This is a genomic window from Streptomyces sp. KL109B, from assembly GCF_030766935.1.
GTDB lineage: Bacteria > Actinomycetota > Actinomycetes > Streptomycetales > Streptomycetaceae > Streptomyces.
In genome coordinates, this window is the sequence record NZ_JASERL010000002.1 from 642,646 (window position 1) to 663,573 (window position 20,928).

Annotated in this window: 22 protein-coding genes; 9 read left to right on the forward strand and 13 right to left on the reverse strand. The window is 71.7% G+C overall.

The annotated features are described in order from the left end of the window. Window positions 1–13: 13 nt before the first annotated feature. The 3 genes from RBJ65_RS08695 to RBJ65_RS08705 form a co-directional block, all read right to left on the reverse strand. Window positions 14–1,207, reverse strand: a complete 1,194-nt coding sequence (locus RBJ65_RS08695; RefSeq protein ID WP_306316224.1) for a cytochrome P450 — start codon at window positions 1,205–1,207, stop codon at window positions 14–16. Window positions 1,208–1,562: 355 nt separating this feature from the next. Then, window positions 1,563–1,676 (reverse strand): LuxR C-terminal-related transcriptional regulator, encoded by a 114-nt coding sequence (locus RBJ65_RS08700; protein ID WP_372341161.1) that lies wholly within the window; start codon window positions 1,674–1,676, stop codon window positions 1,563–1,565. 38 nt (window positions 1,677–1,714) lie between these two features. Continuing rightward, window positions 1,715–3,040: a transposase gene (locus RBJ65_RS08705; protein ID WP_306316223.1), complete on the reverse strand. Its 1,326-nt coding sequence runs from the start codon at window positions 3,038–3,040 to the stop codon at window positions 1,715–1,717. A 23-nt stretch (window positions 3,041–3,063) separates the two neighbouring features. On the opposite strand from RBJ65_RS08705, the gene tnpA reads away from it, so the two are divergent. Beyond that, window positions 3,064–3,492, forward strand: a complete 429-nt coding sequence (gene tnpA, locus RBJ65_RS08710) for an IS200/IS605 family transposase (RefSeq protein WP_306316222.1) — start codon at window positions 3,064–3,066, stop codon at window positions 3,490–3,492. Between the two features lie 160 nt (window positions 3,493–3,652). Beyond that, window positions 3,653–5,311 (forward strand): IS1182 family transposase, encoded by a 1,659-nt coding sequence (locus RBJ65_RS08715; RefSeq protein WP_306316220.1) that lies wholly within the window; start codon window positions 3,653–3,655, stop codon window positions 5,309–5,311. Between the two features lie 96 nt (window positions 5,312–5,407). Here RBJ65_RS08715 and RBJ65_RS08720 read toward each other — a convergent pair whose 3' ends face one another. Further along, entirely contained in the window at window positions 5,408–6,679 is a 1,272-nt protein-coding gene (locus RBJ65_RS08720; RefSeq protein WP_306316219.1) for a sensor histidine kinase, read from the reverse strand. 179 nt (window positions 6,680–6,858) lie between these two features. On the opposite strand from RBJ65_RS08720, the gene RBJ65_RS08725 reads away from it, so the two are divergent. Then, on the forward strand, window positions 6,859–7,077 hold the full coding sequence (locus tag RBJ65_RS08725) for a hypothetical protein (RefSeq protein ID WP_306316218.1): 219 nt from the start codon (window positions 6,859–6,861) through the stop codon (window positions 7,075–7,077). Between the two features lie 16 nt (window positions 7,078–7,093). Here the strand turns inward: RBJ65_RS08725 and RBJ65_RS08730 are convergent, their stop codons facing one another. The 3 genes from RBJ65_RS08730 to RBJ65_RS08740 all read right to left on the reverse strand — a co-directional run bounded on the left by RBJ65_RS08730 (window position 7,094) and on the right by RBJ65_RS08740 (window position 9,153). Further along, the gene (locus RBJ65_RS08730; RefSeq protein ID WP_306316217.1) at window positions 7,094–7,513 is read right to left on the reverse strand and encodes a ribonuclease; all 420 of its coding nucleotides are present in this window, start codon (window positions 7,511–7,513) and stop codon (window positions 7,094–7,096) included. Between the two features lie 65 nt (window positions 7,514–7,578). Continuing rightward, window positions 7,579–8,190 carry a dihydrofolate reductase family protein gene (locus RBJ65_RS08735; RefSeq protein WP_306316216.1) on the reverse strand — a complete coding sequence of 204 codons (612 nt, stop codon included), beginning with the start codon at window positions 8,188–8,190 and terminating at the stop codon, window positions 7,579–7,581. 138 nt (window positions 8,191–8,328) lie between these two features. Then, window positions 8,329–9,153 carry an AIM24 family protein gene (locus RBJ65_RS08740; RefSeq protein ID WP_306316215.1) on the reverse strand — a complete coding sequence of 275 codons (825 nt, stop codon included), beginning with the start codon at window positions 9,151–9,153 and terminating at the stop codon, window positions 8,329–8,331. A gap of 154 nt (window positions 9,154–9,307) precedes the next feature. Between RBJ65_RS08740 and RBJ65_RS08745 the strand changes: the two genes are divergently transcribed. Further along, window positions 9,308–10,039 carry a 3-oxoacyl-ACP reductase family protein gene (locus RBJ65_RS08745; protein ID WP_306316214.1) on the forward strand — a complete coding sequence of 244 codons (732 nt, stop codon included), beginning with the start codon at window positions 9,308–9,310 and terminating at the stop codon, window positions 10,037–10,039. Window positions 10,040–10,129: 90 nt separating this feature from the next. Here the strand turns inward: RBJ65_RS08745 and alc are convergent, their stop codons facing one another. Further along, a complete protein-coding gene (gene alc, locus RBJ65_RS08750; RefSeq protein ID WP_306316213.1) occupies window positions 10,130–11,263 on the reverse strand; it encodes an allantoicase in 1,134 nt (377 codons plus the stop codon). 4 nt (window positions 11,264–11,267) lie between these two features. Further along, window positions 11,268–12,629, reverse strand: a complete 1,362-nt coding sequence (gene allB / locus RBJ65_RS08755) for an allantoinase AllB (protein ID WP_306316212.1) — start codon at window positions 12,627–12,629, stop codon at window positions 11,268–11,270. Between the two features lie 213 nt (window positions 12,630–12,842). Here allB and RBJ65_RS08760 point away from each other — a divergent pair, with 213 nt between their 5' ends. Next, window positions 12,843–13,643: an IclR family transcriptional regulator gene (locus tag RBJ65_RS08760; protein ID WP_306316211.1), complete on the forward strand. Its 801-nt coding sequence runs from the start codon at window positions 12,843–12,845 to the stop codon at window positions 13,641–13,643. A gap of 114 nt (window positions 13,644–13,757) precedes the next feature. Here the strand turns inward: RBJ65_RS08760 and RBJ65_RS08765 are convergent, their stop codons facing one another. Together RBJ65_RS08765 and RBJ65_RS08770 are read right to left on the reverse strand one after the other, a co-directional pair. Further along, entirely contained in the window at window positions 13,758–14,456 is a 699-nt protein-coding gene (locus tag RBJ65_RS08765; RefSeq protein WP_306316210.1) for an ABC transporter ATP-binding protein, read from the reverse strand. Next, on the reverse strand, window positions 14,453–15,529 hold the full coding sequence (locus tag RBJ65_RS08770) for an ABC transporter permease (RefSeq protein WP_306316209.1): 1,077 nt from the start codon (window positions 15,527–15,529) through the stop codon (window positions 14,453–14,455). Before RBJ65_RS08770 ends, RBJ65_RS08765 begins: the two co-directional genes overlap by 4 nt. 136 nt (window positions 15,530–15,665) lie before the next feature. Here RBJ65_RS08770 and RBJ65_RS08775 point away from each other — a divergent pair, with 136 nt between their 5' ends. Together RBJ65_RS08775 and RBJ65_RS08780 are read left to right on the forward strand one after the other, a co-directional pair. Continuing rightward, entirely contained in the window at window positions 15,666–16,874 is a 1,209-nt protein-coding gene (locus RBJ65_RS08775) for a sensor histidine kinase (RefSeq protein WP_306316208.1), read from the forward strand. After that, window positions 16,871–17,500: a response regulator transcription factor gene (locus RBJ65_RS08780; RefSeq protein ID WP_306316207.1), complete on the forward strand. Its 630-nt coding sequence runs from the start codon at window positions 16,871–16,873 to the stop codon at window positions 17,498–17,500. Before RBJ65_RS08775 ends, RBJ65_RS08780 begins: the two co-directional genes overlap by 4 nt. Here the strand turns inward: RBJ65_RS08780 and RBJ65_RS08785 are convergent. Continuing rightward, on the reverse strand, window positions 17,497–18,060 hold the full coding sequence (locus RBJ65_RS08785) for a universal stress protein (protein ID WP_306316206.1): 564 nt from the start codon (window positions 18,058–18,060) through the stop codon (window positions 17,497–17,499). The genes RBJ65_RS08780 and RBJ65_RS08785 overlap by 4 nt on opposite strands. A gap of 70 nt (window positions 18,061–18,130) precedes the next feature. Between RBJ65_RS08785 and RBJ65_RS08790 the strand changes: the two genes are divergently transcribed. Then, window positions 18,131–19,648, forward strand: coding sequence for a PLP-dependent aminotransferase family protein (locus tag RBJ65_RS08790; RefSeq protein WP_306316205.1), 1,518 nt, complete (start codon window positions 18,131–18,133; stop codon window positions 19,646–19,648). Between the two features lie 23 nt (window positions 19,649–19,671). Here RBJ65_RS08790 and RBJ65_RS08795 read toward each other — a convergent pair whose 3' ends face one another. Beyond that, on the reverse strand, window positions 19,672–19,986 hold the full coding sequence (locus RBJ65_RS08795; RefSeq protein WP_306316204.1) for a DUF5955 family protein: 315 nt from the start codon (window positions 19,984–19,986) through the stop codon (window positions 19,672–19,674). A gap of 199 nt (window positions 19,987–20,185) precedes the next feature. On the opposite strand from RBJ65_RS08795, the gene RBJ65_RS08800 reads away from it, so the two are divergent. Next, window positions 20,186–20,788: a nucleotidyltransferase family protein gene (locus tag RBJ65_RS08800; protein ID WP_306316203.1), complete on the forward strand. Its 603-nt coding sequence runs from the start codon at window positions 20,186–20,188 to the stop codon at window positions 20,786–20,788. The last annotated feature ends 140 nt before the right edge of the window (window positions 20,789–20,928 follow it).

The following is a 20,928-nucleotide window of genomic DNA, read 5'->3' on the forward strand; positions in this document are numbered from 1 at the left end:
CCGGCGAAATCGATCACCAGCGTACGGGCAGGGTGCGAGTGCCGCGGATGAGGAGGCCCGGCATCCAGGTGTCCGGCTCCTCGTCGAGGGTCAGGCCGGGGCAGCGCTCCAGGAGGGAGCGGATCGCGATGCGGCCCTCCAGGCGGGCGAGCGGGGCGCCGAGGCAGAAGTGGATGCCGTGGCCGAAGGCCATGTGGCCGCGGGAGTCGCGGCGGATGTCGAAGGTGTCGGGGGCCGGGACGCGCTGCGGGTCGTGGCTCGCGGAGGCGATGCCGATGAGCACCGGTTCGCCCGCCGGGATGACCGTGCCGTCGATGTCGACCGGTTCCGCGGCGAAGCGGTGGGTGGCGTTCTCGATCGGGCCGTCGTAGCGCAGCATCTCCTCGACGGCGCCATCCAGGAGGCCCATGTCGGCGCGCAGGGCGGCGAGTTGGTCCGGGTGCTGGAGGAGGGCGCGGACGCCGCTGCCGATCAGGTTGACGGTGGTTTCGTGGCCGGCGACGAGGAGGAGGTAAGCCATGGCGCGCAGTTCGCTGGGCGAGAGGCGGTCGCCGCCCTCGGCCGTCGTCCGGATGAGCGCGCTCAGGAGGTCGTCCGCGCCGCCGGCCGTGTCGCGCTTGTCGGCGATCAACTCGTCGAGGAAGGAGCGGAGTTCGACGTGTACGTCGTAGGACGCTTCGGCGCTGGTCGGCGCCACGACCTGGGTCGACATGCGGCGGAAGCGCTCGCGGTCGATGTCGGGGACGCCGAGCAGTTCGCAGATCACCGCGAAGGGGAGCGGGAAGGCGAGGGCGGCGATCAGGTCGGCGCTGCCGCGCGGCGCCATGTCGTCGAGCAGCCCGTCCGTGAGCTTCTGGATGCGTGGGGCGAGGGCCGCGACGCGGCGCGGGGTGAACTCCCGTGTGACCAGGGAGCGGAGGCGGCCGTGCTCCGGTGGGTCGGCGAAGAGGAGGTGCAGGCCGATCAGGTCGTCGTCCAGGCCCCACGGTGGGCTCTTGACGAGGCGGGGGTCGGTGAACGCGGTGCGGGCGGCCTCGTGGCCGACGATGAGCCAGACGTCTTCGGTGGGGCCGGGGCCGGGTGTGCGGATGTGGTGGACCGGGCCGTGGGTGCGCAACTGGTCGTAGACCTGGTAGGGGTTGGCGTAGAAGTTTGCGGCGCCGCCTGCGAGTTCTCCTAGGTCGACGATGTCGTTGGTGTCGGTCATACCGTGCCTCCCGTCGCCGGAGTCGTCCGGCCTCCCGTTCCTCACGTCTCGGGGCTCTGCCCCGGACCCCGCTGCTCAATCGCCGCAGGGGCTTGATATTGCTCACCCGCCGCTGGGGCTTGCAGATACTCACTCGCCCCGCGAGCTTGAATTTGCTCACCCGCCGCAGGGGCTTGCAGACACTCACTCGCCCCGCGGGCTTGATTTTGCTCACCCGTCGCTGGGGCTTGATTGTGCTCACCCGCCCCGCGGGCTTGATGGTTGCGCACCCGCCACCGGAGCTTAATCGTGCGCCCTCAGTCGCCCCACAGGCTTGATAGTCGCGTACCCGTAGCTGGGGCTTCATTGTGCGCGCTCAGTCGTCCAGTAGGCCCGCGTCGTGGGTGAGGAGGGCGAGTTGGACGCGGTTGTTGAGGTCGAGTCTGGTCATGATGCGGGAGACGTGGGCCTTGACCGTGGGGAGGCTCATTTGAAGTGCTCTCCCTCGTGAACGAGGGAGATTCCTGCCTACCTTGCGGTGGCGGGCTTGACGCCTCGTGATGCGCGTCTTGCGACTGCCCTCCCGGCAGCCGGGACAAGCACGTGGCCCATCCGATACCGGTGCAGGATGTTCCGCGCCGCATTCAGATCGGCGTTCCCGGTCCATCCGCACTCGGGGTTGTTGCACGCGAACACGGCCTGCGACTCCCGGCTGCCCGGCGTGGTCGTCCCGCACCGATGGCAGCGCAGCGAGGTGCCGGGGGCGGGGACCTTGTACAGGCGCCCGCCCAGGCGGGTGGTCTTGTACTCCAGCTGTCGCACGGTCCGTCCCCAGGCCTCTTGGGCGATGGAGCGGTTGAGGCCGGACTTCTGCGCGACACCCGTGCCCGGTTCGGTGACGGTGCCGCGGGCGGAGCGGGTCATGTTCGGGATGTTGAGGTGTTCGACCACGAGGGTGCCGTACGCGCTCGCGAGGGCGGTGGTGGCCTTGTGCTGCCAGTCCACAGCGCGGCGCGTGGCTGTAGCGCGGAGCTGTCGGATCTGGTCGTAGGTGCGGTGCAGACGCTGGGAGGTCTTCTCGCCGCGTTTGCGGTGCTGCTTTTGCCGGGCCGCCTTCCGTTCCAGGGCCAGGAGCCTGACCTTCTCATCAGGATTGAGCCACTTGTCGCGGTCCGCGCTGCCGTCGGCGAGGCGGGGCGGGCGGCCGTGGTCCTGGTGGTTGCCGTCGGACAGGGCCAGGGGCAGGTTGACCCCGGCATCGATGCCGACCTCTGCACCGGGGTGCGGGTCCGGTGCGGGCTCGATGGTCTGGATGCGGAAGGCGATGTGCCAGCCCAGGGCGTCCTTGATCAGGCGGGCTCCGGTTATCCGGTGGTGCTTGTCGGCGCGTTTGCCGACGGGCAGGTCCTTGGTCCAGCGGAACTTCACCCGGCCGAGCTTGGGGATGTTGACCATGCCCCACCGGCGGTGGACCCGCTGGATCTGAAGGTCCCGGCCCTGAGGGATGTCCACACTCATGACCGTGCGGTGGCGGGCCTTGAAGGTGGGTGCCTGGGCCCGGCCCTGCCAGCAGTTCTTCCACGCGGCGAAGTAGTCCTTCAACACCGCCTGCGCGGCCTGCGCGGGCAGAACGCCCATCCAGTCGATTTCCTGGCGGGCCTCGCGGATCGCGGTGTCGGCCGCCACCAGGGTGCGCTTGGCCTTGGGGAGCATCGTCCAGAAGTCGTGCAGGCAGTTCCACATGGTGCGGGCCGCGTGCGCCTGACCGTCCATGAGCGCGACCTGGCCAGGGGTCAGCGCCAGTCGGGCGCGGTGCCCGAACTGCCGCTTCACACCCACCAATTCATCGCTCATGCGGCTACGTTAGCATTCGGTTTATGTCACCACGATGGACTCCGAATCCGGACGTGCGTACGGGACGTCACGTGGTCCACAACCTTCATGTCCATTTGGTCTTCGTCACCAAATACCGGCGCAGAGCCTTCACGGACGAGATGCTGACGCGGTGCGAGGAGGTCATGCGGGAGGTCTGCGAGGACTTCGAGGCCGAGCTGAGGCAGTTCAACGGCGAGGAGGACCACGTCCATCTCCTCGTGCACTACCCACCGAAGGTCCAGCTGTCCAAGCTGGTCAACTCCCTCAAGGGCGTCTCCTCCCGCTACCTGCGCAAGGAGTACGACGCGCATGTGCGCCGATACCTATGGGGTGGACATTTCTGGTCCGGCTCCTACTTCGCATCAAGCTGCGGGGGCGCGCCACTGACCGTCGTACGTCAGTACATCGAGAATCAACAGCGACCGGTGTGAGCCTTGCCGCTGCGCGGCACATCGCTCCGGGCTCCGCGCCGGAATCCAAGGATGCGCCTCACCTCCGCCCTGAAGGACTCTGCTGAGGAATGCGTGATTCGAGCGGGGCTGGGTCGTTGGCCCCCATGGTTGTTGTGGTCGTGGGCGGGAGGGCCGAGAGATGTCGCTGGAGCCACGGGCGGATCAGGGGGTGCCGGAGCTGACAGCCCGGGTGGTTCGGGCAGCGTTCCCGAAGGGAACGCTCGCGGTGCGGATCCGGGAGGCGTTGGGCGCTCTGTTTGAGGACGAGGCGTTCGCCGGCGCGTTCGCCGTCCGGGGCCGCCCGGCTGTCTCGCCAGGGGCGTTGGCCTTGGTGTCGGTGTTGCAGTACGCGGAGGGGCTGACCGACCGGCAGGCCGCTGACCAGGTGCGGGCCCGGATTGACTGGAAGTTCCTGCTCGGCCTGGAACTGGGTGATCCCGGGTTCGACGCTTCCGTACTGAGCCTGTTCCGTTCGCGTCTCATCGAGCACGGACTGGAACAGACGACGCTGGAGCTGGTGCTGGAACGCCTGCGCGGACTGGACCTGCTCAAGGCCGGTGGCCGGCAGCGGACTGATTCCACGCACGTGCTCGCGGCGGTGCGGACGCTGAACCGGATGGAGTTCGTCGGTGAGACGCTGCGAGCTGCACTGGAAGCGCTGGCGGTCGCGGCCCCGGCATGGCTGTCCGGTCTGGTCACAGCCGAGTGGGCCGAGCGCTACGGGCCGCGCGTGGACGACTACCGCTTCCCCAAGGGCGAAGGGGTCCGTGAACAGTGGTCTGAGCAGGTCGGACGAGACGGATTCGTCCTGCTGGAGGCGGCTTACGCCCCCATGGCTCCCGACTGGCTGCGCGAGATCGGGGCGGTGCAGGTCCTACGGGTCTCCTGGATCCAGCAGTACCACCGCGACGGAAAGGGGGTGCGCTGGCGGGAGAGCAAGGATCTCCCGCCCGTTCATCACCGGTTGTGCTCGCCCTATGACACCGATGCCCGCTACGGGATCAAGCGCGGCTCGGGCTGGACCGGCTACAAGGCGCATCTGACCGAGACTTGTGAGCCGGACGCGCCGCACGTGATCACGCAGGTGGCCACCACCGACGCCGTGGTGGCCGACACGGAGATGACCGAACCGGTCCACCAGGCGCTCGCGGAGCGGGAGTTGCTCCCGGACGTGCATGTCGTGGATGCCGGCTACACCACTGCCGCCTTGTTCCTGGCCGCGACCGGGCGGGGCATGGAACTGCTCGGCCCGGCCCCGCACGACAGCAGTCGCCAGTCCCGAGAGGCTCAGGGCTTCTCCCGCGCCGACTTCACCATCGACTGGGATGACGAGAGCGCCGTCTGCCCAGGCGGGCACCGAAGTTTCGAGTGGTGGGAACAGAAACACCACCGCAACGGCACTCCGGTCCTCAAGGTGTTCTTCTCTGCCGAGCACTGCCGCCCTTGCCCGAAGCAGACGTCGTGCACCGAGCCCCCGTCCGGCCGTCGGGGCAGGGGCATCACGATCCTGCCACGCGAGCGGCACGAGGCCGCCCTCGAAGCCGTCCGCCAGGCCCAGGAGACCGATGAGTGGAAGGACCGTTACGCGATTCGGGCCGGGGTCGAAGGCACGATCTCCCAGGCCGTCCGCGTCACCGGCCTCCGCCGCACCCGCTACCGCAACCTCCCCGCGACCCGCCTCGGTCACGTCTTCGCCGCCATCGCGATCAACATCATCCGCATCGACCGGTGGCTGACCGGCACCCCGCTCGGCGGCACCCGCACCTCCCACCTCGAAGCCCTCATACTCGCGGCCTGACAGCCCAATTCGCGGAATTCTCAGCAGAGTCCTGAAGGCCGGAGCACTGCGAATGAATCCCGGTAGCGAGCGGCGATCACGTCCCACGCCCACCCGTCACTCCGGCCACGGCAGCCACGCCCGCACCGCGAAGCCGCCGTCCGGTTCCGCGCCGTGGGTGAGCCGGCCGCCCGCGAGGGTGGCGCGTTCGGTGAGGCCGATGAGGCCTTGTCCCGAGCCGGGGACGTGCGGCACCGCGCCGGGTGGCGGCGGGTTGCGGACGGTGATCGTGAGCCCGTCGCCCGCGTCGCCCTCCAAGGTGACCGCGACCTCGGCTCCGGGGGCGTGCTTACGGGCGTTGGTGAGGCCCTCCTGGGCGATGCGGTAGGCGGTGCGTCCGGTGGAGGCGGGCACGGCCTTGGGATCGGGGACGCGGGTGTCGACGGCGACCTTCATGCCGGCCTCGCGGGACTCGGCGATCAGGGTGTCGAGGGCGGCGAGGGTGGGCTGCGGCCGCCCGGACTCCGCGCCGTGGTCGGCCGCGCGCAGCACGCCGATGATCTCGCGCAGGTCCTGAAGCGCTTCGTGGGCGCTCTCGCGGATCACGCCCGCGGCCCGCGCGATCTCTTCTCGGGGCGCGTCGGGGCGGAACTCCAGGGCGCCCGCGTGCACGCTCAGCAGCGTCAGCCGGTGGGCGAGCACGTCGTGCATCTCGCGCGCGATGTCCTCGCGGGCGAGCCGCTGCGCCTGCTCGGCGCGGAGCGCGGACTCGGTCTCGGCGCGCCGCGCGCGGTCCCGCAGCGACATCAGGAGCTGGCGCCGGGAGCGTACGAACATGCCCCAGCCGACGACCGTGATCGTGATGATGACGGTGAACGAGACGGAGAGCAGGTACGAGGACTCGGGGTCGGGGCGCAGCCAGAAGAACACCGGGATGAGCGCGATGGAGCTGCCCGCCACCCAGCCGACGTAGCGGAACGGCCGGTGCACGGCGAGCGTGAACACCGCGATCATGGCGGCGCCGCCCGCGGTGTTGGACAGGAAGCCGACCGGGATCATCGCGACGGCGTACCCCAGCGGCCAGCGCCTGCGCAGCCAGACCGCGGCGCAGGCGGCGGCGCCGAGCACCTGGTCGAGGACGGCGAAGGCGGGCGCGAGGTGCGGTTCGTCCCAGACCTGCTCGGCGAAGATCAGGCCGAGGAAGACGGCGATCCCGAAGCAGCTGAAGTCGACGATCCAGTCACGTGCGGTGCGCCGCCTGCGGCCGGGACGTCCCTCGGGGTCCAGGTCGAGTTCGTCGGCGACGGCCGAGGGCAGCAGCCATCGGCGCCATCGCCGCGCGGGCCCGCCCGCCGGCTGCGGGGTCCCGGACTGCCGCACTGCCTCCATGGTCGACAAATCTACGCACCCCGGGCGCCGCACACCGCACCGAGCGCCGTTTCCGCGACCAAAGTCCCGAGCCCCTCGACTTTGGTCGCACCGCGCGGCCACCACGCGCGACCGGCGTCGCCCATGGCTCGCCCCGCGGCCGATGTGCGTGGGGGGTCCGCGGGGCGAGAGTCCTGTGCATGAACAAGAAGCAGTGGTTGCAGATCGTCGAGGTCGTCGGGGCCTTCGCCCTGATCCAGGGCGCGGTCGGCGTCCTCCACGCGCTCACCGGCCTGCTCGGCTGGGGTCTGATCGAGCGCGTCGGGTTCCTCGACGGCCACGAGGTCTACGGCAGCATCGCGCTGATCGTGCTCGCGATCGCCCTGTTCGCGGCCGTCGAGGCCCAGAAGAAGGGCTGATCCCTCCGGGGGGCGGTCAGCAGTCGTAGTCGACCAGGTCGAAGGAGGCGTAGTGGTCCGCCGTGTAGTAGTCCTCCTGGTTCGACTCTCCCGTGACGATGCGGCGGGCGCCGCGGTCGTCCGAGCCCGGCGTGATCACCGTGTACTCGTGGTAGTAGCCGGACGACTGGTCGGGCAGGATGCCCTCCCGGTTGGAGAAGACCGTGCCGTCCTGCTCGTACGGGTACGGTCCGCCCTGCTCGATGAGGTCCAGGGTGTCGTGCGCCTCGCCGGGCAGCGCGGAGTAGCAGATGTCGCCGACGGCGGCGGCCGATACGGCGGCGTGGGAGGCGACGGCCGGGGCCGGGGCCGGGGCGGCGATCGCGGTGGAGCCGCCGCCCAGGAGGAGGGCGGCGGCGACGGCTGAGGCGGCGATGAAGCGTGGGGGAATCTTCATGCCCTCAGTGTGACGCGCGTAGAGGTGCGCATGTCAACACCAACTCCCTCTTGTTTTCCGCCAGTTCACTCGAAGGTGCCGTACGTGGGGCGGCCCGCCAGTTCGTACGTGGAGAAGACCACGCCCTTGGCGAAGGCGCGCGATTCGGCGAGGCGGAAGGTCGCGGGCAGCACGCGGTCCGTGAACAGGCGCTTGCCGGTGCCGAGGACGACCGGGCAGGTCAGGAGGCGGACGGTGTCGATGAGCCCGTGGCCGAGCAGGAACGCGGCGAGTGCGGCGCTGCCGTGGATCTGCAGTTCGCCGCCGGGGCGCTCCTTGAGCGCGGTGACGTCCTTGACGAGGTCGGAGCCGCCGATGATCTGCGTACCGGCCCAGTCGGCGCTCTTCAGGGTCCGGCTGGCGACGTACTTGGGGCGGCTGTTCAGGGGCCCCGCGATGGTGTCGGCGGGGTCGGTCCTGAGCGGCCAGTAGGCGGCGAAGATGTCGTACGTGCGGCGGCCGAGGAGGTACGCGTCGGCGCGGCCGAGGAGCTCGGCGTTGTACGCGCCGAGCTCCTCGTCGAAGAACGGGAACGACCAGCCGCCGTGCGGGAACCCGTCGGAGGGGTCCTCCTCCGGGCCGCCCGGCGCCTGGATGACGCCGTCGAGGGTGATCTGCTGGGTGAGGGTGAGCTTCATGGCGGGCTCCGTCGGTGGGTGCGCCAGTGGGTGCGAACGCCGGATGCGGACGCTTCACCCATGACGACCCCGGGACCGCCCGGAACTCATCGCGCACTCGGCTCACGCGCGCGTGCCCGTCAGCCGCGCGCGTGCCCGTCAGCCCTGCCGGGTCGAGAACAGGCCGCCCGTCATGCCCTCCTTGTCGCCGCCCTGCGCCTTCTTCAGGGCGTTGGCCAGGCCCTCGATGGTCATGGACTGGAGGATGACGCGGCCGTTGCCCTCCAGCGTCGCGAGGCTGAGGCCCTCGCCGCCGAACACCGCGTTCATCAGGCCCTGGCGGTTGAGGCCGCCGATGCGCTGGATGCCGTACTGGATGCCCTCCTCGAAGGCGACGATGCAGCCGGTGTCGACCTCGATGCGGCCGCCGAAGTCCGCCGGGTTCAGGTCGATGAAGTTGCCGGAGCCGGCGATGATCACAGTGCCGCGCCCGGTGAACTTCTCCAGGACGAAGCCCTCGCCGCCCTTGCGTCCGGTCTGCCCGCCCTGCCAGGCGATGCCGAAGTCGACGCTCGACTCGGCGGCCACGAAGGCGTCCTTCTCGGCGAACCACGCGCGCGTACCGTCGAGTTCGAGCGCGCGCATCTCCCCCGGCAGCACCCCGGCGAAGCCCACGGTGCCCTCGCCGCCCTGCGACGTGAAGTACTGGAAGGCGAGCGACTCGCCCGCGAGGGCGCGCTGGCCGACCTGCATGGCGGTGCCCATGGCCTGGCGCAGCATGCCCGCGGCGCCGCCGCCTCCGCCCCCGCCGCCCTGGGCCTGCTGTCCGCCGCCCTGGGAGGGGCCGGAGAGCCGGGTCTCCATCGTCACGTTCGCCGTCTTGAACAGGAACTTTCCCGCCTCGCAGTAGACGGTCTGGCCGGGCCGGAGGGTCACCACGGCCATCTGCATCGCGTTGCCGACGATCTCTTGCTGAAGTGTCACGTCCCGTTCAACGACGGGGGCGGACGAAAAGGTTCCGCCGCGGTTCCCACAGCGATACGACGAGTCCCGACATCGACGTCCATTTGCCGCCAGTCATCGTCTCCGTAGATCGCTGTACTTGAAGCCACAACATCCGCTCTCTACAGGAGGCGACATGAACGGCGAGGTGGCTCTCGTAACCGGCGGCTCCCGCGGCATCGGCGCGGCGACGGCGCTGCGGCTCGCCCGCGACGGCTTCGACGTGGCACTCACCTACGTACAGGGCAAGGACGCCGCCGAGGAGGTGGTGCGGCGGATCGAGGCGCTGGGGCGGCGCGGGCTCGCCGTGCGGGCCGATTCGGCGGACGCGGGCGAGGCGGCGGAGGCGGTGGAGCGGACGGTGGCGGGGCTGGGCCGGATCGACGTGCTGGTCAACAACGTGGGCGTCGGAGCGCTCGGGCCGCTGGACGGCTTCTCCCTCGCGGACGTGGACCGGGCGCTCGCCGTGAACGTACGCGGCGTCTTCCTCACCACGCAGGCCGCGGCGGCCAGACTCCCCGAAGGCGGCCGGATCGTCACCGTCGGCTCGTGCATGGCCCAGCACGTGCCGGGTCCGGGCGGCACGCTCTACGCGACGAGCAAGTCGGCCCTGATCGGTCTGACGAAGGCGCTCGCGCGGGAGCTCGGCGGGCGCGGCATCACCGCGAACATCGTGCACCCGGGTCCGACGGACACCGACATGAACCCGGCCGACGGGCCGTACGCCGAGGCCCAGGCCGCGGACACCGCGCTCGGCCGGTACGGCACGGCGGAGGAGGTGGCGTCGACGGTCGCGTACCTGGCGGGCGAGGGCGCCTCGTACGTGACGGGCGCCGAGTTCGCGGTGGACGGCGGGCACGCCGCGTAAGCGGGCACGCCGCGTAAGGCGGCACAGAAGAATGCGGGGCACACCGGTGCTGTCAGGCCGGTGTGCCCCGCAAGTCGAACAGAGTACGGGCTAGGAGCCCAACTCCGCGTGGCGGGACGCCAGTTGAGACGCGCCCTGGTCGGTGAGCGAGCCGAACAGGCGCAGCCGCGAGATGCCGCCGTCCGGGAAGATGTCGATGCGCGCGTGCGTACCGACGGCCGGGGTGTCGAGGACGAAGCGGTGGTTGGTGTCGGGCTGGAGGCGGGTGCGGGGCAGGACCTCGACCCACTCGCCTTCCTCACCGTCGCGCACGGAAAGCGACGCCCAGCCCGCGCTGTTGCCCTTCAGGTACGCCGTGTCGATCTCCAGGGCGCGGATCTGCGACTGGGCGACGAGCTGGTAGCGGATCCAGTCGTTGCCGGTGTCGCGGCGGCGCCGAGTCTCCCAGCCGTCGTCCATCTTGCGGGAGCGGCCCGGCTGGATGGTGTTCGAGGCGGGCGAGTAGAAGAGGTTCGAGGCGTCCTCGGCGCGGCCGCCGTTCTCCAGCGCGACGACGTCGAAGGTGCCGAGCGTGGCGAGCCACTTCGGGTCCGGGAGGACCTCGCCGTAGACCCGGAGGCGGGCGATGCCGCCGTCGGGGTGCTGGTTGACGCGCAGGTGCGTGAAGCGCTGCGGCGATTCGACGACGAAGCCGTTCGCGGCGTGGCCGCCGACTGCCGTGCACGGGACGATCGTCGTCCACTTCACGTCGTCGGCGAGCAGTTCCTCGGGCGTGGGCGCGCCCTCGACGGAGGTGGCCTCGACGGAGACGGCCTGCGGGTAGTTGCCGCGGAAGTGGGCGGTGTCGACGACGACTCCGGCGATCACGCCGGGGGCGCCGAGGCGGACGAGGGCCCAGTCGTGGTCCTCCTCCGTGGGCCACGGGTGCTCGGCGGACGCGCCGCGCCGGCGGCGGGTCTCCCAGCCGTCCATGATCTTGCCCTTGTGGCCGAAGTGCTCCGGGTCGAACTCGGCGCGCTCGGGCACGAGAAGGTTCTCGCGCTGGGCGAAGAACTCGTCGTTCGCGGCGATCACACCGGCGCCGAGCTGGCGCGCGGCGAGGTTCGCGTACTGCGTGAACGGAAAGTCCGCGGTGCGGTAGTCGGCGTACGGGTCACCCCCGCCGTAGGGGCTCGCGTCGCCGGTGAAGTGGGGTATGCCGGAGGTCCCGTTGGTCGCGGACATGGTGTTACTTGTTCCTTTCAGCACGCACGAGCAGCTGCCCCTGCGGGTCGGTGAACTCGCCGTCGGCGACGATGCGTTCGCCGCGCAGCCAGGTCGACTTCACGACGCCGTGCAGCGTCTTGCCCGCGTACGCGGTGACGCGGTTGCGGTGCTGGAGCGCGGCCGGGTCGACGGTGAAGGTGGCCTCGGGGGCGAGGACGGCGAAGTCCGCGTCGTGGCCCGCGGCGATGGCGCCCTTGCGGTCGTCGAGGCCGACCAGCTTCGAGGTGCGCTCGGACATCCAGCGGACCACGTCCTCAAGGGAGTAGCCGCGGGCCCGGGCCGCCGTCCAGATGGCGGAGAGGCTGAGCTGGAGGCCGGAGATACCGCCCCACGCGGTCGCGAAGTCGTCGGTCTTCAGGTCGGCGGTCGACGGCGAGTGGTCGGTCACGATGCAGTCGATGGTGCCGTCGGCGAGCGCCTGCCACAGCAGGTCCTGGTTGGCGGACTCGCGGATCGGCGGGCAGCACTTGAACTCGCTCGCCCCGTCCGGGACTTCCTCGGCGGTGAGGGTGAGGTAGTGCGGACAGGTCTCGACGGTCACCTCGACGCCCTCGGCCTTCGCGGCGGCGATCAGCGGCAGCGCGTCGGAGGAGGACAGGTGCAGGATGTGGATGCGGGCGCCGATCCGCTTGGCGGTGTCGATGAGGCCCTTGATGGCGACGTCCTCGGAGACCCGGGGGCGGGTGGCGAGGTAGTCGTCGTACTTGGGGCCGGAGTTGTGCGGCGCCGTCTCCAGCTCGTGCGGGTCCTCGGCGTGCACGATGAGCAGTCCGCCGAAGCCGGCGATCTCGGCCATGGAGGCGGTCAGCTGGTCCCGGTCCAGGTGCGGGAACTCGTCGACGCCGGACGGCGACAGGAAGCACTTGAAGCCGAAGACACCGGCGTCGTGCAGCGGGCGCAGGTCCTTGACGTTGTCGGGCAGCGCGCCGCCCCAGAAGCCGACGTCGATGTGCGCCTTGGAGGCGGCGACGTCCTTCTTCGTACGAAGGTTGTCGACGGACGTGGTCGGCGGCAGCGAGTTGAGAGGCATGTCGACGAGGGTCGTGATGCCTCCGGCCGCCGCGGCGCGGGTGGCGGTCCAGAAGCCCTCCCACTCGGTGCGCCCCGGGTCGTTGACGTGCACGTGCGTGTCGACGATGCCGGGCAGCAGCGCGTCGTCCCCGAAGTCCTCGAGGCGGGCCCCGGCGGGGACCTCCGCGTCGTGCGCGAGCACCGCGACGATCTTCCCCTGGGCGACGGCGACCGAGGCGGGGCGCGTACCTTCGGGGGTGATGACGCGCGTCGAGCGCAGCACGAGTTCGATCTGGACGTCCGGGTCCGACACGTGGGCCTCCTCAAGCTTCAACGTTCTGTTGAAGGACTTTCACGCAGACTTCGGGAACCGTCAAGACCCCCGAGCCCTAGACGTTTCCACAAAGTGAAATTAATATTCCGGTACGCAGAACGTAGCTACCGACGAACTTGTGGGTCAAGGGATCACTGGCGGGGAACCCGCCGGTAGGCTGCTTCTCTGCCTGCCACCTGAAAGGAACGCGCTGTGCCGACGTCCAACGCCAGCACCACTGATGTCGCCAAGTCCGCACCCACCGGCGGCGTCCAGTCCCTTGAGCGCGCCTTCGACCTGCTCGAGCGGATGGCCGACGCGGGCGGTGAGGTCGGCCTGAGCGAGCTCTCCGCGAGCAGCGGGCTGCCGCTGCCGACGATCCACCGCCTGATGCGCACGCTCGTCGCGTGCGGGTACGTACGCCAGCAGCCCAACCGGCGCTATGCGCTCGGCCCCCGCCTCATCCGGCTCGGGGAGTCGGCGTCCCGGCTGCTCGGGACGTGGGCGCGGCCGTATCTCGCGCGGCTCGTCGAGGAGACGGGTGAGACCGCGAACATGGCGCTGCTCGACGGGGACGAGGTCGTGTACGTCGCTCAGGTGCCGTCGAAGCACTCCATGCGGATGTTCACCGAGGTGGGGCGGCGGGTGCTGCCGCACTCGACCGGTGTGGGCAAGGCGCTGCTCGCGTACACGCCCGCGGACGAGGTGCGGGCGTTGCTCGGGCGGACCGGGATGCCGGCGGCGACGGAGAAGACGCTCACCACGCCCGAGGGGTTTCTCGACGCGCTGGAGGATGTGCGGCGGGCCGGGTATGCCGTGGACGACAACGAGCAGGAGATCGGGGTGCGGTGCCTCGCGGTGTCCGTGCCGGATTCGCCCACGGCGGCGGCGATCTCTATTTCTGGGCCGGCGGGGCGGGTGACGGAGGCCGCGACCGAGAAGATCGTGCCGGTGTTGCAGCAGGTGGCGCGGGAGCTCTCCGAGGCGCTTGCGAGTTCCGGGCAGAGTGGTTGACGCCTCGGGGCTCCGCCCCGGACCCCGCTGCTCAATCGCCGCAGGGGCTTGATTTTCGGTCACCTGCCGCCGAGAGCTTGAGTTGCTCAGCCTCCATCGAGGGCTGGATTTTGGTCAGCCGCCGCCGACGGCTTGAGTTGAGCTGGTTGAGCCGATAGCGCCGTCGCGCATCTCTCGCACCTCGTCCGCCACCGTCAGGTGGGCGTGGTCGTGGGTGACCAGGACCGTTGCCGTGGCGCGGTCTCGGGTCAGGGTGCGGAGCAGGTCCAGGATCGCCGCGCCGCGTTCGTGGTCGAGGGCGCTGGTGGGTTCGTCGACCAGGAGGACGCGGGGCTCGTTGATGAGGGCGCGGGCGATGTTCACGCGTTGGCGCTGGCCGCCGGAGAGTTGGTGGGGGCGGCGGTGGGACTGGGCGGACAGGCCGACCGCCGACAGCAACTCCATTGCCCTGTCACGTACTTCGCGGGGTTTGCGGCCCTCCAGGTGGGCCATGACCTGGAGTTGTTCCAGGGCGGTCAGGGACGGCAGCAGGTTCGGCTGCTGGAAGACGATGCCGATCGCGCGGCGCCGCAGCTCCGCGGCGGCCGAGCGGGGCAGGGCCGTGGCCTCCGTGCCGTCGACGAGTACGCGGCCGCTGTCGGGGGTGACGAGGGTCGCCGCGACCGCGAGGAGGCTGGACTTGCCGGAGCCGGACGGGCCGACGACCGCCGTGAGGGTGCCTGCCGGGACTTCGAGGTCCACTCGGTCGAGGGCCGTGAGGCGGCCGTCCCCGTCGGCGTAGGTCAGGGTGATGTCGTCGAGCAGCAGGGTCATCGGGCGCTCCCGAGGGCGGTGAGGGGGTCGACGGCGGTGATCCGCCGGATGGAGAGGGCGGCGCCCGCGAGGCCGAGGACGGTCATGACGGCGGCCGGGCCGAGCGCCGTCAGGGGTGCCATGACGAACGGGACCGTGTCCGGGACGAAGGCGCCGATGAGGGCGGCGAGGCCGGTGCCGACCGCCGTACCGGCGACCAGCATCAGGACCGCCTGGCCGAGCGCGTCCCGCAGGAGGTAGCGGGTCGAGGAGCCGAGGGCCTTCAGGACCGCGATGTCCGCGCTGCGCTGGATCGTCCACACCGTGAAGAACGCACCCACGACCAGCGCCGAGATGACGAACAGGAAGCCGCGCATCAGTTGCAGCGAGCCGTTCTCGGCCTGGTAGGAACCTATGGCGGAGAGGGCGCCGTCGATGGTGGTGGTGTCGGTGCCGGCCTTCTTGTCGGCGGCCGACAGGTCCGCGTCCGCGTCCGTGCGCAGCGCGACGACGGTCGCGCGCTCGCCGCCGCCACCGCCGGTGGGCGTGATGTGCTGCCAGTCGTCGAGGTTCGTCCAGACGACGGGCGTGTGGCTGTACGAGGCGTCGCCGGAGATGTCGGAGACGGTGAGGCGGGTGCCGCCGAGGGTGACGGTGTCGCCCGTGGACGCGCCCAGTTCCCGCGCCGCCTTCGTGGAGAGGATCGCCGAGCCGGGCGGCGTCGCGTCGGGCGCGAGGCCGGAGTCGGGGCGGACGCCGAACGCGGAGACCGCGGCCGTCTGGCGGCCCGCCTCGGCGTTCACCGTGCCGATGCCGATCGGCTCCGCGCTCTCGACGCCGTCCTGCGCGCCGAGCTCCTGCCACTGCCGCGGGCGGACCGTGGACGCCGTGAACGACACGGACTGGCCGTCGGCGGGCCGGGCAAAGGCGAGGTGGTCGGCGGGCAGTCCTGTGAGCGCTGACGTGTTGTCCCGGGCGAGGCCCGCCGTCAGTCCCGACAGCAGTCCCACCAGCAGCGTGATCAGTACGATCACGGTTCCCATCAGGGCGAACCTGCCCCGGGCGAACCGTAGATCTCTCCATGCGACGAACATGCCGACCAGCCTGCTGCCACGGCCCCCGCCCGGGCATCGCGCCACAGCACGCTTCACCCGAATCGAAGGGGGGACGCGCCTTTCAAACTTTCGGTTGACCGGTTCCGTGTCCCCGCTCCGTACGCTGGTGAGCGGTATGGATCCACGTTCGCTCACCCCCGCCCTGCGCGCGCTGCGCCTCTGTCTGCACCTGCTCCTCGCGGGCCTGCTCGCGCTCGTTCTCGTACGGGCCCTGGGCGGGCGCTCCGAGGAACCGGTCGCGGCGGTGGTGACCGTGGCCCTCGCGATGGGTGTCGTCTACGGAGTGGGCGCCGCGCTGCCCGTCGTACGGTCCACGCGCGCGGGCGCCGCGTGGTGGCTCGCCGCGCTGGGGTGCGTATGGGCGGTGCTGCTCGTGCTCTCGCCGGACGCGCTGTGGCTGGCGTTCCCGCTGTACTTCCTGCTGCTGCATCTGCTGCCCTCGCGCTGGGGCGTCCCCGCGGTGGCGCTCGCGGCGGGCGCGGCGATCTGCTCGTACGTCGGTCATGACGGGGCGGTGAATCCGGGGGCGTTCATAGGGCCGCTGCTGGGCGCGGCGGTCGCCGTGGCGACGGTGCTCGGGTACCAGGCGCTGTACCGGGAGAGCGAGCGCAGGCGGGAGTTGATCGAGGAGCTGATCGCCGCGCGCGCCGAGCTCGCCGAGGCGGAGCGCACCGCCGGGACGCTCGCCGAGCGGGAGCGGCTCGCCCGCGAGATCCACGACACGCTGGCGCAGGGCCTGTCCTCGATCCAGCTGCTGCTGGTCGCGGCCGGGCGCGAGCTGCCCGTCGGCTCCCCCGCCGCCGGCCACGTCGAACAGGCCAGGGCCGCGGCCCAGGGCAACCTCGCGGAGGCCCGCCGCTTCGTGCGCGCCCTCGCCCCGCCCGACCTCGACGGCGGCTCCCTGGCCGGGGCCCTCGACCGGCTGTGCGCCACGGCTCCGGGACCCGGACTCGACGCGCGCTTCTCGGTGAGCGGCACACCGCTGGAACTGCCCACGCCGTACGAGGTGGCGCTGTTGCGCGTCGCCCAGTCGGCGCTCGCCAACACGGTGCGGCACGCGGACGCGCGCCGCGCCGAGATCACCCTCAGCTTCATGGAGACCTCGGTGGCCCTGGACGTGGTGGACGACGGCGTCGGCTTCGCCCCGGAACGGGCGCCCGGCGGCGACGGGGAGGGGGACGGCGGATTCGGGCTCGCCGCGATGCGCTCCCGGGTGAGCGAACTGGGCGGCACGTTCACCGTGGAGTCCGCGCCCGGTCGCGGCACGGCGGTCGCGGTGACACTGCCGCTGCCGCTGCCGCTGCCGAACGGGGACGCGTCGTGATCCGGCTGCTGCTCGCCGACGACCACCCCGTCGTACGGGCCGGGCTGCGGGCCGTGCTCGACGCGGAGGCGGACTTCGAGATCGTCGCGGAGGCGGCGACGGCCGAGCGGGCGGTGGAGCTGGCCGGGGGCGGCGGCGTGGACGTCGTCCTCATGGACCTGCAGTTCGGGGCCGGGCAGCTGCACGGCGCCGAGGCCACCGCGCGGATCGCCGCGCTCGACGGCGGGCCGCGCGTCCTCGTGCTCACCACGTACGACACCGAGGCGGACATCCTCGCGGCGGTGGAGGCGGGGGCCTCCGGCTATCTGCTCAAGGACGCGCCTCCGGAGGAGCTCGCGGCGGCGGTGCGTACGGCGGCCTCCGGGCGGTCCGCGCTCGCGCCCGCCGTCGCCGACCGGCTGATGGACCGGATGCGGGCGCCCGGAGAAGCGCTCAGCCGACGCGAGCTCGAGGTGCTGCGGCTCGTCCGGGACGGGCTCTCCAACGCCGAGGTCGCGCGCGAGCTGTTCCTCAGCCAGGCCACCGTGAAGTCCCATCTGGTGCACATCTACGCCAAGTTGGGCGTCGACTCGCGTACGTCGGCGGTGGCGCGGGCGACGCGGGACGGGTTGCTGCGGCGCCGTTAGCGGATCACGCCGAAGTCCGTCGGCCGCACCCTGCGCAGCGCCCGCAGCTCCGCCCGCTGCAACGGCCGCACCGGCACGCTCAGCACCGGGCACACCGCGTGCCGTCGTACGTGGCGGTGGGCGGCCCGGACCAGGCTCCGCGGACGTACGCCGACGACCAGCAGATCGTCGGGGCGGTCGGCGAGTTCGACCAGGGCGGGCCCCGGGCGGTCGCGCACCACGCGCAGCGTCACGTCGAGGTCCGCGGGCAGGCCGCCGAGCGCCTCCTCGAACGCCCCGGCGAGGCGGGCGCGCGCCTCGGCGTGCCAGTGCCGGGCCCAGCCGGAGTCCGGCCACCGCCGGTACAGCGCCTCGCCCTCCGGCGGCTCCCACGCGGTCACCGCGACCAGCGGCCGCCCCGACCGCCGGGCCTCGGCGACGGCGGAGCGCACGGCGGCGAGGCTCGCCGGGGAGCCGCCGACCCCGACCACCACACGTCCGCCGCCCCGCTCGTCGTCCACCATCGCCATCTCGCTGCACCCCTCTTCGTACGCGCCCAGGGACGGCCGGTCCCAGGCCATTCCTCGTCGATCGAGCCCCACTCTGTACGCTGATTGGCCTGGACAGCAGGGCCAATTACGGAGTGGTGGCATGGGTGAACGGCCAGTGGTCCGCAGCGTGGACAGCGGCGGCGGGCGCGGACTCGGCGGGCGGCGGCTCGGGGCGCTCGTGACCGGGGTGGCCGGGGAGCGGCCCGGGTACCGCGCGCTCGCGCAGGGCGTGCGGACACTGCTGCTCGACGGGCGGATCCCGCTGCACACGCGGCTGCCCGCGGAGCGCGAGTTCGCGGCCTCCCTCGGCGTCAGCCGGGCCACGGTCACGGCCGCGTACGACCTGCTGCGCGAGAGCGGGTACGCGCACAGCAGGCGCGGCGCCGGGACGTGGACCGAGCTGCCGGAGGGCGCCCGGCCGACCGCCGTGGCGACGCCCGCCGCCGGGGACGACGTGATCGATCTGGCGGTCGCGGCGCCGGGGTTCCTGGAGGACGAGATGTCGGCCGCGTACGCCGCCGCGGCCCCGGACGTGGCCCGGCACGCGCTGACCAACGGCTACCACCCGTACGGCCTGCCGGAGCTGCGCGCCCGGATCGCCGAGCGGTACACGCGGCGCGGGCTTCCCACGCTGCCCGAGCAGATCCTGGTCACGACGGGCGCGCAACAGGCCGTCTCGCTCACCCTCACCCTCCTCGGGCGGCCCGGCGACCGGATCCTCGTCGAGAACCCCTCGTACGCCAACGCCCTGTCGGTCATCCGGCAGTTGGGGATGCGTACGGCGCCGGTTCCGGTCACGGAGGACGGCTGGGACGTGGAGCTGATCGGGGCGACGCTGCGGCAGTCCGCGCCCCGGCTCGCGTATCTGATCCCCGACTTCCAGAACCCGACGGGCCGGCTGATGCCGGGCGAGCAGCGGCGGCGGATCATCGCCGCCGCGCGGGCCACCGGCACGTGGCTGGTCATCGACGAGACGATCGCGGACATCGCGCTCGACGGGGTGCGGGAGCCGCCGTTCGCCTCGCTCGCGCCGCCCGGCGGGGGTGAACAGATCGTCACCGTCGGCTCGTTGAGCAAGGGGCACTGGAGCGGGCTTCGGGTCGGCTGGGTGCGGGCGGGCACCCGCCTGATCACCGAGCTGACGACGCTGCGCGTCACCGCCGACATGTCGGGTTCGGTGCTCGATCAGCTGGTGGCGGGGCGGCTGCTGGACCGGGAGGAGAGCATTCTCGCCGGGCGGATCCCCGTGCTGCGCGAGCGCCGCGACCGGCTCACCGAGGCGCTTCGCCGCGAATTCCCGGACTGGCGCTGGCAGTTGCCGCCCGGCGGGCTCTCCCTCTGGGTGGACCTGGGGCGGCCGATCGCCTCCGCGCTGGGGCGGGCGGCGCTGCGGCACGGGGTGCGGATCGAGGGCGGTTCGCGGTTCGGCGCGGACCCCGGGACGTTCGAGCACCGGCTGCGGGTGCCGTACGTCCAGCCGGTCGACGTGGCCGAGGAGGCGGTGCGGCGGATCGCGGCGTCCGTCGACAAGGCGGCCGACGCGGGTGGGGGGCTCGGTGGGTTCGGCGGGTTCGGCGGGGCGGGTGAGGAGCCGGGGCGGCCGCACTGGGTGGCGTAGCCCGACGCCCCGCCCAGTGCGGGTCAGCGCTGCGGCGGCCCCCCGAACAATTCAACGGCACCCCTGACCTGCGACAACGCCCCGGACAGCGCGCTCACCGAGCCGACCGCCCCTGCCACGAGCAGCAGCGAACGGCGCAGTCTCGGCACTTCGGGCCGGCCCCCGCCGGCCATCGCGTCGAGCGCCGCGAGCTCGTCCTCGGCGATGCCCCGGTCCGGGAACTCGGCCGGGTGCGCGGCGAGTTCGCGGCGCAATCGGGACACGGCGGTGCGCAGCTCGGCCACTCGCGGGTCCTCGTCGCTGCCGGTCACAAGCCTCTGCTCCACGCTCCGCAACACAGCTCTCTCCCCCTCGCACGTCTTTGTGCGTGTGTTGTCCTACTCCGTGCCACCCGACCTGAGCGTCGGTCGGGCGCCAACTCGGGTTTGTGGCCGCCCAGTTAACGCCACACACAGGCGTTGCGCCAGTCCGTTGCGCAAGGCAACTGTGAAAATCCGAACTACTTCGATCGCGACCCGCGTGCGATATGCAAGGGGCATGACGACGAGGCAGACAGAGACGGTCGCGGGGCTGCTGCTCGCGGCGGGCGGCGGCCGGCGGCTCGGGGGTCGCCCGAAGGCCCTGCTCCCCCACCGCGGGCGGCCGCTCGTGGAGCACGCGGTGCGGACCCTGCGTGCCGGGGGATGCGATCCGGTGCACGTGGTACTCGGGGCGGCGGCCGACGACGTACGGGAACGGGCCGTGCTCGATGGATGCGAGGTGACCGTGAATCCGGACTGGGAGGCGGGCATGGGTTCCTCGCTGCGGGCGGGCCTCGACTCGCTCGCGGCGACGGAGGCGTCCGCGGCGCTCGTCCTCCTGGTGGACCAGCCGGGAATCGGCGCGGCGGCGGTGACCCGGGTCCTCGCGGCGTACGACTCCCCCGCCTCGCTCGCGGCGGCCGCGTACGACGGGCGGCGCGGGCATCCGGTGCTGTTCGGTCGGGACCACTGGGCGGGGATCGCGGCGAGCGCGACGGGAGACCGGGGCGCCCGCGCGTACCTGAAGGAGCACGCGGCGGGGCTGGAACTCGTCGACTGCGGGGACATCGCCGAGGCGTACGACATCGACACCGAAGCCGATCTCAAGCACCTTGAGTAACACAGCGCAACGGGGCATGGCACGCAGAGCCACGTTCTGTCGACTCTGAGAATCTCGACGTCAACAAACCATTGAACTTCCACAATGAGGAAACTAATATCCACTGTTGAGAAGGGCCGGCCCCCGGAAACGGGGCCAGC

Coding starts and splice junctions, on each gene's coding strand:
- RBJ65_RS08695 (WP_306316224.1), bottom strand. CDS start 1,207: ATGACCGACACCAACGACATCGTCGACCTAGGAGAACTCGCAGGCGGC.
- RBJ65_RS08700 (WP_372341161.1), bottom strand. CDS start 1,676: ATGAGCCTCCCCACGGTCAAGGCCCACGTCTCCCGCATCATGACCAGA.
- RBJ65_RS08705 (WP_306316223.1), bottom strand. CDS start 3,040: ATGAGCGATGAATTGGTGGGTGTGAAGCGGCAGTTCGGGCACCGCGCC.
- tnpA (WP_306316222.1), top strand. CDS start 3,064: ATGTCACCACGATGGACTCCGAATCCGGACGTGCGTACGGGACGTCAC.
- RBJ65_RS08715 (WP_306316220.1), top strand. CDS start 3,653: ATGTCGCTGGAGCCACGGGCGGATCAGGGGGTGCCGGAGCTGACAGCC.
- RBJ65_RS08720 (WP_306316219.1), bottom strand. CDS start 6,679: ATGGAGGCAGTGCGGCAGTCCGGGACCCCGCAGCCGGCGGGCGGGCCC.
- RBJ65_RS08725 (WP_306316218.1), top strand. CDS start 6,859: ATGAACAAGAAGCAGTGGTTGCAGATCGTCGAGGTCGTCGGGGCCTTC.
- RBJ65_RS08730 (WP_306316217.1), bottom strand. CDS start 7,513: ATGAAGATTCCCCCACGCTTCATCGCCGCCTCAGCCGTCGCCGCCGCC.
- RBJ65_RS08735 (WP_306316216.1), bottom strand. CDS start 8,190: ATGAAGCTCACCCTCACCCAGCAGATCACCCTCGACGGCGTCATCCAG.
- RBJ65_RS08745 (WP_306316214.1), top strand. CDS start 9,308: ATGAACGGCGAGGTGGCTCTCGTAACCGGCGGCTCCCGCGGCATCGGC.
- alc (WP_306316213.1), bottom strand. CDS start 11,263: ATGTCCGCGACCAACGGGACCTCCGGCATACCCCACTTCACCGGCGAC.
- RBJ65_RS08765 (WP_306316210.1), bottom strand. CDS start 14,456: ATGACCCTGCTGCTCGACGACATCACCCTGACCTACGCCGACGGGGAC.
- RBJ65_RS08770 (WP_306316209.1), bottom strand. CDS start 15,529: ATGTTCGTCGCATGGAGAGATCTACGGTTCGCCCGGGGCAGGTTCGCC.
- RBJ65_RS08775 (WP_306316208.1), top strand. CDS start 15,666: ATGGATCCACGTTCGCTCACCCCCGCCCTGCGCGCGCTGCGCCTCTGT.
- RBJ65_RS08785 (WP_306316206.1), bottom strand. CDS start 18,060: ATGGCCTGGGACCGGCCGTCCCTGGGCGCGTACGAAGAGGGGTGCAGC.
- RBJ65_RS08790 (WP_306316205.1), top strand. CDS start 18,131: ATGGGTGAACGGCCAGTGGTCCGCAGCGTGGACAGCGGCGGCGGGCGC.
- RBJ65_RS08800 (WP_306316203.1), top strand. CDS start 20,186: ATGACGACGAGGCAGACAGAGACGGTCGCGGGGCTGCTGCTCGCGGCG.